This is a genomic window from Paenibacillus rhizovicinus, assembly GCF_010365285.1.
Taxonomy (GTDB): Bacteria; Bacillota; Bacilli; order Paenibacillales; family Paenibacillaceae; genus Paenibacillus_Z; species Paenibacillus_Z rhizovicinus.
Genome location: NZ_CP048286.1, coordinates 6,982,895 through 6,998,878 on the forward strand (window position 1 = coordinate 6,982,895; position 15,984 = coordinate 6,998,878).

Below are 15,984 nucleotides of genomic sequence, written 5' to 3' on the forward strand. Positions count from 1 at the left end.
CCCTCCGATTAATCTCCATGTCTTTGTGTGAACGAACAAGCGTTAATCGCTTCGTGTTCATAGAATATATTAGTCGGACAAGGTGAAATCGCCGTCTTATTCATACATGCATAAGCGGCGATAGAGGAGAGGATATAATTGGCATGCAATGCACAAGCGACCGGAGCTTGCTCGGCGGCGGAAGGTACGAACACCGTTGCCAGCGGGACTTCATCTCACGCGGAAGGACTACAAACGATAGCAAGCTCCACTGCCGCGCACGCGGAAGGGTATATCACGCAAGCGACAGGTGCTGCTTCCCATGCGGAAGGCGGCGGCTCCGTTGCCAGCGGGCTATATTCACATGCAGAGGGTGAGGTAACGAGCGCTCAAGGCGAGAATTCCCATGCGGAAGGGTTTGACACGCTTGCGTTCGGCGAAGCAGCGCATTCGGAGGGGTATATTACGCAAGCGACCGGACCCGCTTCCCATGCGGAGGGAGGCGGATCCATCGCAAGCGGCCTCTATTCCCATGCGGAAGGGCGGGAAACGAGAGCGGCCGGCGATCAGTCCCATGCGGAAGGGCTGATCACGCTGGCCCAAGGACTTAACGCCCATGCAGAAGGGGAATTGACGCAGGCCGCCGGACTGGATTCCCACGCAGAAGGAATGGGCACGACCGCTTCCGGTCAAAGCTCCCATGCGGAAGGCGAGAATAACACGGCCAGCGGCAGAGCCTCGCACGCGGAAGGCAACCTGAACGTGGCCAGCGGCTTGTTCGCCCATGCAGAAGGACAGCGGACGAGCGCAATCGGCGATCTCTCCCATGCGGAGGGCAATCAAACGACGGCAGGCGGCCAAATCTCGCATGCCGAAGGCGCATTAACGATGGCCAGCGGCTTCGCTTCCCATACGGAAGGCGTAAGCACGATCGCGGATACTTTCGTTTCCCATGCTGAAGGAACGGGAACGTCGACGAACGGATTCGACGGCGTGCACATCATGGGCAGATACGGAGCCGCTGACGAGCTGAGTTACTCTTGGTACCTAGCCAATGGCTCCAGTGGCAGCGCTCCGGGATTAGCCGCCAAAATATTAAGCAACGGCGACGTGAAAATCGATGGAACGGTCAGCAGCCCTGCTGCCGATTATGCGGAAATGTTTGAAACTGTGGATGGCAACCCGATCGAACCGGGCTACTTCGTCGCTTTGGAAGGGGATAAGGTGCGAATCGCGCGCGCCGAAGACCGCTTCATCGCAGGCATTACAAGCGCGAAACCGGCTTTTCTATCGAATAGCGGGGAACTGGGCTGGGACATGAAATATTTGACCGACGAGTGGGGCAGAACGGTATATGCCGACGCGGCGGTGCCGGCGCTCTTCGATGCGGATGGAACGATGATCCTGCCTGCGCGCACGGAACGGCAGCCGGCGTTGAACCCGGCTTGGGACCCGGCGCGAAGCTACGTTCCGCGGAATCGGAGACCGGAATGGGTCGCCGTGGGAATGCTGGGCAAACTGCTCCTTCGTGACGATGGCAGTTGTCAAGCGGGCGGATTATGCGCGGTCACCGAGGCCGGAACGGCTGAAGCATCCGAAGCCGGTTATTACGTGCTCAAGCGGACCGGCGCCAATCAAATCTTAGTTCTTCTGGGCAAAACCTATTAAGCGCCTGCTAAGATCAACGTTTAATTTGTTTGGACGGAATTTAACTAGGTTAACTAATTTAATGAAATGAACGAGAAATGTAGGATATAAGCACATGTCGGACACTAACGACAGCGGCTTATGTCCTTTTTTGCTTCGTCGATCGTTAAGCTCGGCGGATAGAACGGCAATTCGCTATTGACGCGAGCCAAAAATTGTTATAACCTCTTAGAGGTTAAATAGCTTACTGACTAAGTTATTTAATCAAGAAGGTATTGAACGGAACTCGTTCACGCTCCGATCGGAGGGGAAAAATAATCGAAGAAACGAACGGCAAAGAAGCCAAGTTATCGGAACTACAGCTCATCATGGAACGGTGGCTTCAGAGCGCGAAGAATCGCATGAAGACGCTGGAGAATCCGTTGAACTTGGCGAACGGTCATATTTTCGTCCTGAAGTATCTGCATCGCGTCGAAACCTGCAAAGTCAATGATGTCGCTAAACTTCTCGGCATCACCTCCGGCGCCGCAACCGGTCTGACGGATAAGCTTGTTTCTTTGGGCTTGATCGAGAGAACCCGTCCTGAAGAAGACCGCAGAGTCGTACTGCTCAGCTTAACGGAGAGCGGCAAAGAAACGATCGAATCGACATGGAAACAGCGGCATGAATGGTTTACGAGCATCGTTGGACAGCTGGAGGAATCGCAAGTGGATGTTATCCTGGATGCGTTCAAACTGCTGTTTCACCTGCTAGAAGATAAACAAGAACAGAATAAGGAAGTGTAACGATGACAAATATCAGTGCAAGACAAATTCGTTGGATCGTGACCGGGCTCATGCTGGGCTTGCTGCTCGGATCGCTCGACCAAACGATTGTCTCGACGGCAATGCCGCATGTCATTGCGGAATTGAACGGTTTCAGCTTGTACAGCTGGGTATTCACGATCTACATGCTGACCTCGACGACGGCTGTTCCGATCTTCGGCAAGCTGGCGGATTTGTTCGGCAGACGGCTCGTATATTTGATCGGGATGGGGCTGTTCCTCGTCGGCTCGGCGCTTTGCGGCTTGTCGCATGACATGACGCAATTGATCGTCTTCCGCGCCATTCAAGGGATCGGCGCAGGCGCGCTGATGCCGATCGCCATGACGATCATCGGCGATATTTTCCCGCCGGACCGCCGCGGCAAGATGCAAGGTATCTTCGGCGCCGTATTCGGCTTATCCAGCGTCATCGGCCCGGCAGTCGGCGGCTTCATCGTCGATCATATGGCTTGGCAGTGGATTTTCTACATCAATTTGCCTTTCGGTATCTTCGCGGCAATTATTCTCTCCATCGCATTGAAAGAATCCAAAAGCACCGAGAAAAAATCGATCGACTGGGGCGGCGCTTCTACGCTGACCGGCGCAGTCGTCGCGTTCCTGCTGGCCATCGAAATGGGCGGCAGCGGTTCATCCGAAGGCGGCATGAAGCATTACGCGTGGGGTTCCCCGCAAATTCTCGGCTTATTCGGTGCCAGCTTGCTGCTCATTCTCGTCTTCCTCTGGATTGAATCCAAGGTGAAGGAACCGATCATCCCGCTTCGCTTGTTCCATTTCCGCGCGATTTCGGTATCCAGCATCGTAGGCTTCATGATGGGGATGGGGATGTTCGGCGCGATTACGTACATTCCGCTGTTCTCGCAAGCGGTCATCGGAACATCGGCTTCGCATTCCGGTTACATCCTGACGCCGCTCATGCTGTCGCTGATCGCCTCCAGCATCGTAGGCGGCCGTCTCATAACGAAGTTCAGCTATCGTTCGATCGTCATGGTGTCGATGGCGATCATGACGGTCGGTTACCTGCTCATGTCGCAGATGGGTACCGGCACGAGCAGCTTCGAGCTTGTCTTGTATATGATTATTGTCGGTCTCGGAATGGGTGCGCTCATGCCGGTCCTTACGATCGCCGCGCAAAGCGCGGTGGGGCATGATCTTCGAGGCGTCGCCACGTCGACGACGCAATTCACGCGTTCCATCGGCGGTACCGTAGGCGTCGCGATTATGGGCGTCATCATGTCGAGCAGAATGACGGACGGCATCTCCGGTATCGTGAACGACTTCAAAGACATTCCGGAAGACCAGTTGAAGCAGTTTGCGAACCCGCAAGCTTTGCTCCAGCCGGAAGTGAAAGCGAAGATCCCAGACAAACTGCTTGCTGCGCTGCAACATATTCTAAGCGACGCAATTACTTCCGTCTTCGTCATCGGTATTATCGTCGTGTTAATCGGTCTGATCTCCGCTTACTTCTACGGCAAGCTGCGGATGCCGAAACGCGAAGAAGGATCGGCAGCGGTTAAAGCTACGGTTGACATGCACTAATTCAGTCAAGCATTTCCTCATAACTCCCATTGATTTAACGACGAACCAAGTCTCGCTAGCGGCTTGGTTCGTCTTTATTTTACTGGGGATAGGGGGTAGTAACTTAAAGGGTAGTAGCTGAAATTAAAGTACATACTTCCATCCTGGCCGCAACTTGCGTATAGTTTCAGATGTATACATATTATGAATACATAATAAGGAGTGAACGCAGTGGAATACCGTGTTCTTGGACGTTCCGGTTTAAAGGTTAGCGAAGTAAGTTTGGGCTGCTGGGCAATCGGCGGGCCATCATGGCGCGACGGCGAGGCCGTAGGCTGGTCGGGCAATGACGACAGCGCATCGCTTGACGGCTTGAAACGCGCGTTCGAGCTTGGCATCAATCATTTCGATACGGCGGACGTCTACGGCGATGGGCATTCGGAGCGCGTGCTCGGCCGGTTTCTGAAAGAAGTTCCGCGCGATCAAGTCGTCATCGCTTCCAAAGTCGGCTGGTTCCGCGGTACGGCACCTAACGCGATGCAGCCCATACATATCCGTCATCAGCTCGAACAATCGCTGATGAATTTGGGCACGGACTACCTGGACCTGCATTTCTTCCATAATACGAATTTCGGACCGAACGATTTGTATTTGGAGGAAGCAGCCGATACGATGCGTCAGCTGCAGAAGGAAGGCAAGGTCCGCGTCATCGGCCAATCCGGCTACGGCTATGGCGATTTCATGCGCGTTTGTCCGATTACGCGTCCGGACGTGCTTCAGTTCCACTACAATGCGTTCGGCAATTCCTTCGACAAGCCGGATACGAATCTGTTCCGCTGGGCCGATGAACAGAACATCGGCATGGTGCTGTTCGGACCGCTCGCCCAAGGCTTGCTGCTCGACAAATTCGATCCGGAGCATCCGCCGAAGTTCGGCGAAGGGGATAACCGCTCTTCCAATGACGCGTATACGAAGGAGCGTCTGCTTGAGATTCGCCGCCGCCTTGGAACGATCAAGGAACGGTTCGGCATGGAAGTGCAAGATTTGGTGCGCGTGGCGATTCAATTCGCGCTGGCGCAATCGCCGAACGCTTGCGTCATTCCCGGCTTCAAGAACGCGAAGCAGGTGGAATCCAATGCGCAGGGAGCAGGCAATCCGTTGACTGCCGAGGAAGTCGCGTTCATTCGCAGCGTTATTCAAGGCGCATAGCAGCGGGTAATTTTGGCGGCATTGCGGCTGCTTGAATTGAAGCCACTGTTCAAAGTCATTGCCCGAAGCCACTGACAATCATGTCAGTGGCTTTTTCGCGTTTATTGCCCGGTAATCCATGGTGCTGCGCATTTATTTAGCGCCGTTAACTAAAAGAATGATTTTCGGGAATTGGTTCCACATGTATACTGTAAATAGGACAGTAAATACAACTTTATTAGAAGGGAATTGGGTAATCTTGCTGCGTGAAATGACAATTAACGACTATGATCAGATGCTTGCGCTATGGAACGCCATTGAAGGGTTGGCATTAAGCGCTGCCGACTCCAAACCGAATATAGCCATGTATTTGGAACGGAATCCCGGATTGAGCTACGTGTTCGAAGCCGATGGTCTCATCGTGGGCACCGTGCTGTGCGGACATGACGGACGGAGAGGTTTTATCTATCATGCGGCCGTGAATCCGGCTTACCGTAATCAGAGAATTGCGCAGCAGCTGATAAGTAAGAGCTTGCAAGGCTTGCGGGAAGCCGGAATCGACAAATGCCATCTGTTCGTTCTTGACGATAATGAAATCGGACAAGCGTTCTGGAGCCGCAGGGGCTGGGAGAAGCGAAGCGGCTTTGCGGTCTACTCGACGGATGTGTAATGAGTCAGGACTGTGCCAGACGGATACCGATATTGTCGCCTGCTTGCCGCCATGGAGCGTTGAATCGATTCATATATGCGGGGAAGTTTTTATGCCGGGAAGTTTTTCGTCGTTAGATACGAATACAAGGAGGACGGTTAGATGGCTATTAATCGTTCGGTTATAAACTGGCTGCTTGATTCAGACCCTTCGATCCGGTGGCAAGTGATGCGTGACTTGATCGATGCGCCAGCGGAGGAGGTCGAGGTTGAACGCGCAAAGGTGGCCACCGAGGGAGTGGGCGCTCGGTTGCTTGCCCTGCAGAGGGCGGACGGGTCGTGGGCTGGCGAGGCGTGGAATCACGGGTGGGATTCCACGATGCACGTCTTGTCTCTTCTCCGTGAGCTGGGTCTTGATCCCGTAAGCGATGAGTCACGGCGAGCGGTAGAATTGGTCCGTGATCAGGTGACATGGCGGGGATGGGACATGGACGGCGAATGGCGGGGTTGGGAATGGAAGGGCAATCCCTTCTTCATCGGGGAGGTCGAGCCCTGCATCAACGGGCAAGTCGCGGCGAGCGGGGCCTATTTCGGCCAGGACGTACGGCGGATCGTCGACCGCCTGCTCGGCGAGCAGCTGCCGGATGGAGGCTGGAATTGCGACGCAGAAAAAGGATCGACGCGGTCGTCGTTCAACACCACGATCTGCGTGCTGGAAGCCCTGCTCGAATATGAACTGGCCGGCGTGGAAAGTGCGGCGGTAACGGAAGCCCGCCTTCGCGGGCAGGAGTATCTCCTTGAACGCAGACTCTTCAGGCGGCGTTCGACAGGCGAGGCGATCGAGCGGGACCGCAAGGGCGGCGTCGCCTGGGCAAGCTTCTCCTTCCCGACTTGGTGGCACTATGACGTGCTTCGAGGACTTGAGTATCTGCGAAGGGCCGGCACCACACCGGACGAGCGCGTGGCCGAGGCGATCGAGCTGGTCGTGTCGAAGCGCGACGGCGACGGCCGATGGCCGCTTGAGAATCAGCACCCCGGCACAATGGCGGTCGAGGTGAACGAAGGTGTGGGGCAGCCGAGCAGGTGGAACACGCTGCGCGCTTTACGGGTGCTGGACTGGTACTCGGGACAAGGCACGAGCGGATAATTTGCCGTTACTTTCGGAAAGCATGGATTCAATATAAGAATGCTGGAGGAAATCAAATGAAAGCATCGCTTATACGGCAAACGAAATGTTTTTGCTATGATTTCAAACCAATAAGACGCATATTGAATGAAATTGGAGCGACCTTTGTTCACAAAACAAGACAAGAGGATTACATCTATCAAAAATGATTATTTTCTTAAACTTGTTGAAGAAGTCGGGGAATTAGCAGATGTAATAAGGAAAAATAAAAGATTAAACCAGACCTAGAAGAATGTTTCCATTTGAAAGAGGAGATAAATAGGGAGAAATATAAGGGGTCTAGTTAACCAGTGGAGGTGGCAGATCATTCATGGGAGATACGAATGTATGGGATGCGGAGTGGGAGGTTAACGAAGAGCTAGCGCGAGTGTTGATCAGCAGCCAATTCCCGCAGCTGACATCGAAGCAAGTGAAACGATTGGGCTGGGGCTGGGACAATACGGTTTATCTCATCGGCGACGAGTACGTGTTCCGGTTTCCAAGAAGAACGATTGCAGTTGGCTCGATTCGTATGGAAGGAAAGCTGCTTCCGAAGCTGGAGTCATATATGACCGTCCCCTACCCGAAACCGTTGTTTTATGGCGAAGCAAGCGACGAATATCCGGCACCATTTCTTGGGTATACCTACGTGCCAGGAGATTTCCCCATCGGCTTGACGGAAGAGCGCCGGGCTTTATCGGCAGAGACGCTAGCGAAATTTTTGCGGAAATTGCATGAGTTTCCGGTACAGGCGGCGCTGAAGGACGGAGTTCATCAGGATCATCGAGGCTTGACGGATATCGCATCGCGAAAGGTGAAATTGGAGGGCTTCCTATCGAAAGTGTTTACACACTTGTCGGAGGAAGAGTCCGATGCGATTCAAGCGTATATAAGTGGGTTGAAAACGGACCGTGTCGAGGCGGTGAATGCGCTGCTGCACGGCGATCTTCATTTCAAGAATATACTGGTGAATGAGAACGGGACCGTCTCCGGTATCATTGATTGGGGTGATCTAAGTGTTGGCCATCCGGCTTGCGATTTGAGCATTGCTTACAGCTTTTTACCTCCGTACGCTCGAGGAGCGTTTTTTGAAACGTACGGAGAGGTGGACGAGGAAACGAAGCTGCTGGCGCGCCTGATCGCGGTATACATACCTGTACTGATCTTGATGCAGGCGGTCGATGACGGGAATGAAGCGATCGCGGCAGAGGCGAAGTCGAACATCATGCGGGCACTGTCGGATTAGGCTCATATTTCGATGCGAATAGAAGACGAGTTAAGAACAAACCTGACTATAGGACACCTGCTATCCTACAATACAAATAAAAGTAATTAGGTGGTGGCGAGATGCGTTGGGAAGAAGTTCGGGAGCGTTTTCCGGAAGAATGGGTCGTACTTGAAGCGACAAAGGCTTATTCACAGGGGGCAACGCTTTATAGAAGAAGTTGTTGTCATCGATACTTTTGATGAGTCCACCCAAGCATTGCGTCGCTACAGCGAACTTCATAGAGAGAATCCTCACCGAGAATATTGCTTTTTTCATACATCCCGCAATGAATTGGTAGCCCGCGAACGCTATGTTGGAATAAGAGGTTTGGTCAAAGCGGGCATTTAGGTTCAAAGTGAGATGAATTATGATCGAGGATGCAATGGCTTTCTCGTTTTTTTGTTTTTGTGCATGACATTTCGCAATCATGTAGCGTTGACTACAAGCACTCGGCTCCGCCGCCGTCGAACCTTCTTCGCGGCCATGGAATCCTCTATTCAAGCAAATCTACCGTTTTTGGCAGCTGGGCGGACTCACGTTCCGTTATAGGCGACCAAAGCCTTGATTTTGAACTGCATTTCAATCCTATAAACTCTCCTGTGTCCTCCAAAAGCCGAAGACGCCTATTATTCCATCAATAGCGTCATCTCTGTCCACCAATTTACGCTCAGCCCGCAGATTTGCCTGCGGGCTATTTCTGCGTCGCGAGACGCTGAAACCGTTTCACCCACGCGGCATCTCCTGCGGGAACGCGAATATTGTAGTAAGGAGATACCGTGAAGTCGAAGCAGCTTCAATCTTGATGGAAGGGCGGAATGCACCTTGGAACAACAAATGATTCGCCCGAACAACCCTGTTCGTTTTGTGACGGCTGCCGCCTTGTTCGATGGCCACGATGCTTCCATAAACATTATGAGACGGATTCTTCAAGCGTCCGGCGTCGAGGTCATTCATCTCGGTCATAACCGCTCCGTTCGGGAGGTAACGAGCGCGGCCATCCAGGAAGACGTGCAGGGCATTGCGATCAGCTCCTATCAAGGCGGACATATCGAATATATGACCTATATGTACGATGTGCTGCAGCAAGCGGGGGCAGGCCATGTCCGAATCTTTGCCGGCGGTGGAGGCGTCATCGTACCTGCTGAAATCAAAGCGCTGCACGACTATGGAATCGCCCGGATTTTCTCGCCGGATGACGGCCGCGAGATGGGGCTGCAAGGCATGATCAATCATATGATTCAAGCGTGCGATTTCAAGACCCCGCGGCAAGCCGATCAAGACTGGGCATCGCTTACGAAGCGGGCACCGCTGGAGGATCACGGCTGGGGCGCCACGGCTAGGCTGATCTCACTCGCAGAAGACAATGCGGGCGGGACGGCCGTGGACGATGTCGAATCCGCCGTACTGAAGCAGCTGCACGCCGATGTTCCCGCGGTTCCGGTACTCGGCATTACGGGCACTGGCGGCGCAGGCAAAAGCTCGCTAACTGACGAATTGGTGCGCCGGTATTTGAGCGGCTTCCCGGACCGGACCATTGCCGTCATCTCGGTCGATCCGACCAAGCTGAAGTCGGGCGGCGCGCTGCTCGGCGATCGGATCCGAATGAATGCGATTCAGGATCCGAGAGTGTTCATGCGCAGCATGGCGACAAGGGGCTCCAAGTCCGAAATCAGCGAGGCCGCCAAGGACGCCATCGCCATCGTGAAGCAAGCGGGGTACGACTTCGTTATCCTTGAAACGAGCGGCATCGGCCAAGGCGGGGCGGCCATCGTCGATGTCTGCGATGTGGCGATGTATGTCATGACGAGCGAGTTCGGAGCCGCCTCCCAGCTGGAGAAGATCGATATGATCGATTACGCGGACATGATCGCGATCAATAAATTCGAGCGCCGCGGATCGGAGGACGCGCTTCGGGATGTGCGCAAGCAGTTCAAGCGCAGCCGGCAATGGTTCGATGTTCCCGATGAACGGCTGCCCGTGTTCGGCACGATTGCCAGCCAGTTTAACGATCCCGGCACGACGGTGCTCTTCCGCGAGCTGATGCGGATCGTGGAAGGGAAAACAGGCGGAAGCTGGCGGCTTCAGCAGAATGCCGCGCCGGCGACTGCGAGTATGAACGCGAGCGCAAATGAAAGTACGCTTGCAAGTGCGAGTGCGAATGCAAGCGGGCGCGCGCATCCAAGAGCCGATGCGAATGCGGCGAGCATGAATGCGATCATTCCTCCCGATCGAACCGGTTACCTGAGCGAAATCGCTCAAACCGTCCGCCGGTATCGCGCATTCATTGAAGAGCAAGTCACGGTCGCGCGCGACATGGCGCAGCTGCAGGGGACGAAAAGGCTGATCGCAGCCAACAGCGGACAGCATCTGACTGACGCTGAAGCAGCTCTAATCGCGGAGAAGCTGGATGCCATGCTCGCCGAATGCGAAGCCGTCCAGCATCCGGATAGCCGGAAGCAATTGGATGCATGGCCGGGCATCCGCGATGCGTACGGCCAAGATTGGCTATTTACGAAGGTTCGCGGCATGGAAGCCGGAACCGAACTGGTTTCTCAATCGCTGTCGGGCAGCCGTATTCCGCGGATAAGTCTGCCGAAGTTCGATGAAGACGGCGAATTGCTCCGCTGGCTGCTGAAGGAGAACTTGCCTGGTTCCTTTCCGTATACGGCGGGCGTATTCGCATTCAAGCGCACCGACGAAGAGCCCAAGCGTCAATTCGCCGGAGAAGGCACGCCGGAGCGGACCAATCGCCGGTTCCACTACCTGTGCCGCAACGACGATGCCAAAAGGCTGTCTACCGCCTTCGACAGCGTGACGCTGTACGGGCAGGATCCGAGCGATCGTCCGGACATTTTCGGCAAAATCGGGAACAGCGGCGTTAACGTGTGCTCGCTCGACGATATGAAGAAGCTGTACGCCGGCTTTGATCTCTGTCATCCTTCCGTCAGCGTATCGATGACGATCAACGGTCCAGCACCGGCGATCTTGGCGATGTTCATGAATACGGCCATCGATCAGCAGGTCGATCGCTTCGCGGCGGAGCATGGCCGACAGCCGGACGAAGCGGAATATGCAGGCATCCGGGCATCCACGCTGCAAGCGGTGCGCGGCACGGTGCAGGCGGATATTCTCAAAGAAGACCAGGGTCAGAACACGTGCATCTTCAGTACGGAGTTCGCGTTGAAAATGATGGGAGACGTCCAGCAGTATTTTATCGATCATCAGGTGCGCCATTATTATTCGGTCAGCATTAGCGGCTATCATATCGCGGAAGCCGGAGCCAACCCCGTTACCCAATTGGCGTTTACGCTGGCGAACGGGTTCACCTACGTCGAATATTACCTGTCCCGCGGGATGCGAATCGACGAATTCGCGCCGAATCTATCGTTCTTCTTCAGTAACGGACTCGATCCGGAATACAGCGTCATGGGTCGCGTCGCCCGGCGCATCTGGTCCACGGTCATGAAGCATAAGTACGGCGCCAATGAACGCAGCCAGAAGCTCAAATACCATATTCAGACGTCCGGCCGCTCGCTGCATGCGCAGGAGATGGATTTCAACGACATTCGCACGACGCTGCAGGCGCTGATGGCAATCTACGACAACTGCAATTCCCTGCATACGAATGCCTACGACGAGGCCGTGACGACGCCGACCGAAAGCTCCGTGCGCCGGGCGATGGCCATTCAGCTGATTATCAGCCGCGAGCTGGGCATGGCCAAGAACGAGAACCCGCTCCAAGGCTCTTTTATCATCGAAGAGCTTACCGACCTCATGGAAGAAGCGGTGCTGCTGGAATTTCAGCGCCTGCATGATCGCGGCGGAGTGCTGGGAGCGATGGAAACGGGATACCAGCGGGGCAAAATCCAAGATGAATCGCTGCATTACGAGCATTTGAAGCATAGCGGCGAGCTGCCGATCATCGGGGTGAATACGTTCGTCGACCGGAACCCGAGCGAGCATCGTTACGATATCGAGCTGGCCCGTTCGACGGAAGAGGAGAAGCAGGAGCAAATTCGCCATTTGTCGGCGTTCCGGCTGAAGCATCAGGATCAGAGTCGGACTGCGCTCGATCACTTGAAGCAGGTTGCCCGGCAGAACGGCAATTTGTTCGAAGCGTTAATGGAAGTCGTGAAATCGGCGTCGCTCGGACAAATCACGAGCGCTCTATACGAGGTCGGCGGACAATACCGACGGAACATGTAGCGCGGACGAGGAGGATTTCCATGAAAATCTATACGCGAACGGGAGACAAAGGCCAAACGAGCTTGGTGCACGGAAAGAGAGTCTCGAAGAATTCATCAAGGGTGAATGCTTACGGTACGTGCGATGAAGCCAATTCGATGATCGGTTTGGCGCTTGCTTCGCTCGGGCAGGGCGAAGAATGGGCAGCGTTTCGGCAGGCGATGCATGTCGTGCAGACGAAGCTGTTCCATGTCGGTGCGGAATTGGCGACTCCGACCAGACTGAAGGTCGCATGGCCGATCACGGAAGCCGACGTCGGTTTCTTGGAAGAGCAAATCGATGAGATGGAGGCGAGCCTGCCCCCGTTATCTAACTTCATATTGCCGGGCGGCCATCTATGCGGCGCTTCGCTTCACGCGGCAAGGACGATCGTCCGCCGGGCGGAGCGGATGGCCGTCGAGGTGTGGAAGGAGGAAGACATCAGCCCGGTCGTGCTGACGTATTTGAACCGGCTCTCCGATCTGCTGTTCGTCGCGGCCCGTTACGTTAATCTTCGGGAAGGGGCAGTAGAGACGGGACTGCATCAGGATGACGTTTAATAGCATTAATTAAAGGAACAGGCTGCTGGAGCCTATCAATCCGGCGGCCTGTTTATCTGCGTTTGCGATGAAGTCACATCCTTCCATCCGCAAGGAACTTTACTCCATTTATATTCCGCGCAGTTGTGCTAGACTGAACTCAACGCCGAATGAATGGAGGGCCGGAAACTCGCGCCTCTACTAATCTCTCAACCGAACCCAAAATCCGTCAGCATACTCGAAAGGATGAATCCGATGCAACTGAAATGGCTCGAATGGGCGAAACAGATTCAAGCGATCAGCCAAGCGGGACTGGCCTATTCCAAAGACATCTACGACCTCGAACGATTCGAACAATTAAGGTCATTAAGCATCGAAATCATGCAGCAATATACGGAGGTCGAGGAATCCCAGATCAGAACGCTGTTTGCCGGCGAAACCGGTTATCAGACGCCGAAGGTGGACGTTCGCGGCGTGATCTTCGATGAAGATCGGATTCTGCTCGTTCGCGAACGACTGGATGGCGCTTGGGCGCTGCCGGGCGGATGGGCGGATATCGGGCTTTCGGCCAAGGAAGTGGTCGTCAAGGAAGTGAAGGAGGAAGCGGGATTGGAAGTCATGCCGCTCCGACTGCTCGGGATTCTCGACAAGAAGTTCCATGCGCATCCGCCTTCCCCGTTCCACGTGTACAAAATCTTTATTCGATGCGAGGTGCTCGGCGGTCAAGCGGAGGCCGGCATGGAAACGACGGCTGTCGGCTACTTCGCGGAAGACGAATTGCCTCCGTTATCGACGGAACGCAATACGGCGGAACAAATCAAAGCGCTCTTCGACATGAAGAACAACCCTGGACATGAAATCCTGTTCGATTAGACCTTGCGCCGGCAACTCGCGTATGATACAGTAACTCTCAAGAAAATAGTGGAAACGTTAATGAACGGGACAGTACGCGATGCAGCGCAGTCTTAGCGAGCCGGGTTGGTGGAAGCCGGTACGCGCGCATGGCGGAATCGGACCCGGGAAATGGTTTGCCGAACCAGCGCATTCGTAGGCAGATCCGGTCGCTGACCGTTATCAGTATGAGTGGTCAGGCGCATCGCCGGGCACTTAGAGTGGCACCGCGGGAACCTCAGGCTCTCGTCTCTTAGGAGACGGGAGTCTTTTTGCGTTTGCCGGCCATTCGTCGTCATATCCAAGAAAGGAAGTGGAGCTTATGAGAACATTCAAGACCATCATCGCCGCGGAAGTATCGTCGTTGCTGAACGAGGTTTCCGTGGAGGAGTTGCTTGCGCTGATCGAATATCCGAGCAACAAGGAACAAGGGGATTTGTCGCTGCCTTGCTTCAAATTAAGCAGACAGCTGCGCAAGGCGCCGCAAGCGATTGCCGAAGATTTGAAGAATCGCCTTCAACTAGAGGGCGTGGAGCGTATCGAAGCGAGCGCCGGCTACCTCAATTTCTACTTGAACAAGGCGCATGTGGCGGAATCGGTCGTCGCGGGCATTTTGCAGCAGGGGGAGCTTTACGGCGCGCAGAACATCGGCAGCGGCAAGACAGTCGTGATCGATTACTCGTCTCCCAATATCGCCAAGCCGTTCCACATTGCCCACCTGAGATCGACGGTCATCGGCAACGCGTTATACCGCATCCATGATTTTCTTGGGTACGCCTGCGTCGGGATCAACCATCTCGGCGATTGGGGAACCCAGTTCGGAAAGCTGATTGTCGCATATCGCATGTGGGGCGACGAAGCGGCGATCGAAGAGGACGGCATCGATGAACTGCTGCGTCTGTACGTTAAGTTTCACGATGAGGCGGATAAAGATGCGGGGCTGAACGATGAGGCCCGTGCGTGGTTTGCGAAGATGGAACAAGGCGATGCGGAAGCGTTGTCGCTATGGCAATGGTTCGTTGACATCAGCTTGATTGCATTCAACCGCATCTATGAACTGCTTGGCATTACGTTCGATACTTATACCGGCGAAAGCTTCTATAACGATAAAACGGCACCCGTCGTGGAGGAGCTGAAAGCGAAAGGGCTGCTCGAGGAAGACAGCGGCGCTTGGCTGGTCCGCTTGGATGGCTTCGGCATGTCGCCGGCGCTCATCCTGAAGCAGGACGGGTCGTCGTTGTACCATACGCGCGATATTGCGGCGGCCATGTACAGGAAGACTACGTATGATTTTGACAAAGCGATTTACGTGACGGATTACGCGCAAAATCTGCATTTTCAACAGTGGTTCAAAGTCGTTGAGCTGATGGGCCATGAATGGGCGGGAGATTTGGTCCATGTCGCCTTCGGCCGCGTCAGCCTCGACGGGATGAGCCTCTCCACGCGCAAAGGCAATGTCGTCAAGTTGGATGAGGTCCTGAAGCAATCCATCGCCAAGACGAAAGCCATCATGGAGCAGCGCCATCAGGGGATGGAGCATCTCGACGAGACGGCTAGACAGGTCGGCGTCGGCGCCGTTATTTTCCATGATTTGAGCACGAACAGAATAAAAGATATTGCGTTCTCCTGGGACGAAATGCTGAACTTCGAAGGCGAAACAGGTCCTTACGTGCAATACGCGCATGCGCGCGCATCCAGTATTCTGGCGAAAGCCGGTGCCGCGGCGTCCATGACGAACGAGCAGGCACAGCAACGCGCTGCCCTGCTTATCGATGAGGCGTCGAATCCATTGCTTCAAGAGCTGTCCCTGTTCGGGGAGCGCGTCGAGCTGGCGATGCACAAGCTCGAGCCGTCCATCGTGACCCGCTATCTGATCGACGTCGCGCAAGCGTTCAACCGCTTCTATCACGAATGTCCGATCCTGCTCGACCATGTGCCCGCTCCGCTGCGCGAAGCCCGTCTTGCATTGGTGCGCTGCGTGCAAACCGTCTTGAGGAACGGACTGCGCTTAATCGGTCTCGAGGCGCCGGAGCAAATCTAGCGCAGGGGCGACTGCTGACGAATTCACTGGCCGATACCCGCTAATCCAATTCAGCTT

General features: G+C 54.7%; 11 protein-coding genes and 1 other annotated feature. All 11 genes read left to right on the plus strand.

Features of this window, described 5'->3' with window-relative positions; genetic code table 11:
• Positions 1–138: 138 nt before the first annotated feature.
• The gene (locus GZH47_RS31095) at positions 139–1,647 is read left to right on the plus strand and encodes a peptidase G2 autoproteolytic cleavage domain-containing protein (protein ID WP_225446295.1); all 1,509 of its coding nucleotides are present in this window, start codon (positions 139–141) and stop codon (positions 1,645–1,647) included.
• A 347-nt stretch (positions 1,648–1,994) separates the two neighbouring features.
• On the plus strand, positions 1,995–2,411 hold the full coding sequence (locus tag GZH47_RS31100; protein ID WP_162644958.1) for a MarR family winged helix-turn-helix transcriptional regulator: 417 nt from the start codon (positions 1,995–1,997) through the stop codon (positions 2,409–2,411).
• Positions 2,412–2,413: 2 nt separating this feature from the next.
• Positions 2,414–3,985 (plus strand): MDR family MFS transporter, encoded by a 1,572-nt coding sequence (locus GZH47_RS31105; protein WP_162644959.1) that lies wholly within the window; start codon positions 2,414–2,416, stop codon positions 3,983–3,985.
• A 210-nt stretch (positions 3,986–4,195) separates the two neighbouring features.
• Positions 4,196–5,173, plus strand: coding sequence for an aldo/keto reductase (locus GZH47_RS31110; RefSeq protein ID WP_162644960.1), 978 nt, complete (start codon positions 4,196–4,198; stop codon positions 5,171–5,173).
• A 238-nt stretch (positions 5,174–5,411) separates the two neighbouring features.
• Positions 5,412–5,822, plus strand: a complete 411-nt coding sequence (locus GZH47_RS31115; protein ID WP_318653400.1) for a GNAT family N-acetyltransferase — start codon at positions 5,412–5,414, stop codon at positions 5,820–5,822.
• A 141-nt stretch (positions 5,823–5,963) separates the two neighbouring features.
• Positions 5,964–6,947 (plus strand): prenyltransferase/squalene oxidase repeat-containing protein, encoded by a 984-nt coding sequence (locus GZH47_RS31120; RefSeq protein WP_162644961.1) that lies wholly within the window; start codon positions 5,964–5,966, stop codon positions 6,945–6,947.
• Positions 6,948–7,296: 349 nt separating this feature from the next.
• On the plus strand, positions 7,297–8,211 hold the full coding sequence (locus GZH47_RS31125) for a phosphotransferase (RefSeq protein WP_162644962.1): 915 nt from the start codon (positions 7,297–7,299) through the stop codon (positions 8,209–8,211).
• 855 nt (positions 8,212–9,066) lie between these two features.
• A complete protein-coding gene (locus tag GZH47_RS31130) occupies positions 9,067–12,438 on the plus strand; it encodes a methylmalonyl-CoA mutase family protein (protein ID WP_162645545.1) in 3,372 nt (1,123 codons plus the stop codon).
• A gap of 20 nt (positions 12,439–12,458) precedes the next feature.
• Positions 12,459–13,016 carry a cob(I)yrinic acid a,c-diamide adenosyltransferase gene (locus GZH47_RS31135; protein ID WP_162644963.1) on the plus strand — a complete coding sequence of 186 codons (558 nt, stop codon included), beginning with the start codon at positions 12,459–12,461 and terminating at the stop codon, positions 13,014–13,016.
• Between the two features lie 234 nt (positions 13,017–13,250).
• Positions 13,251–13,868: an NUDIX hydrolase gene (locus GZH47_RS31140; RefSeq protein WP_162644964.1), complete on the plus strand. Its 618-nt coding sequence runs from the start codon at positions 13,251–13,253 to the stop codon at positions 13,866–13,868.
• Positions 13,869–13,919: 51 nt separating this feature from the next.
• Positions 13,920–14,143 (plus strand) — a binding site (T-box leader).
• Positions 14,144–14,208: 65 nt separating this feature from the next.
• Complete coding sequence (argS, locus tag GZH47_RS31145; protein WP_162644965.1) at positions 14,209–15,927, plus strand: arginine--tRNA ligase; 1,719 nt, start codon at positions 14,209–14,211, stop codon at positions 15,925–15,927.
• The last annotated feature ends 57 nt before the right edge of the window (positions 15,928–15,984 follow it).

Coding starts and splice junctions, on each gene's coding strand:
- GZH47_RS31100 (WP_162644958.1), top strand. CDS start 1,995: ATGGAACGGTGGCTTCAGAGCGCGAAGAATCGCATGAAGACGCTGGAG.
- GZH47_RS31105 (WP_162644959.1), top strand. CDS start 2,414: ATGACAAATATCAGTGCAAGACAAATTCGTTGGATCGTGACCGGGCTC.
- GZH47_RS31120 (WP_162644961.1), top strand. CDS start 5,964: ATGGCTATTAATCGTTCGGTTATAAACTGGCTGCTTGATTCAGACCCT.
- GZH47_RS31125 (WP_162644962.1), top strand. CDS start 7,297: ATGGGAGATACGAATGTATGGGATGCGGAGTGGGAGGTTAACGAAGAG.
- GZH47_RS31130 (WP_162645545.1), top strand. CDS start 9,067: ATGATTCGCCCGAACAACCCTGTTCGTTTTGTGACGGCTGCCGCCTTG.
- GZH47_RS31135 (WP_162644963.1), top strand. CDS start 12,459: ATGAAAATCTATACGCGAACGGGAGACAAAGGCCAAACGAGCTTGGTG.
- GZH47_RS31140 (WP_162644964.1), top strand. CDS start 13,251: ATGCAACTGAAATGGCTCGAATGGGCGAAACAGATTCAAGCGATCAGC.
- argS (WP_162644965.1), top strand. CDS start 14,209: ATGAGAACATTCAAGACCATCATCGCCGCGGAAGTATCGTCGTTGCTG.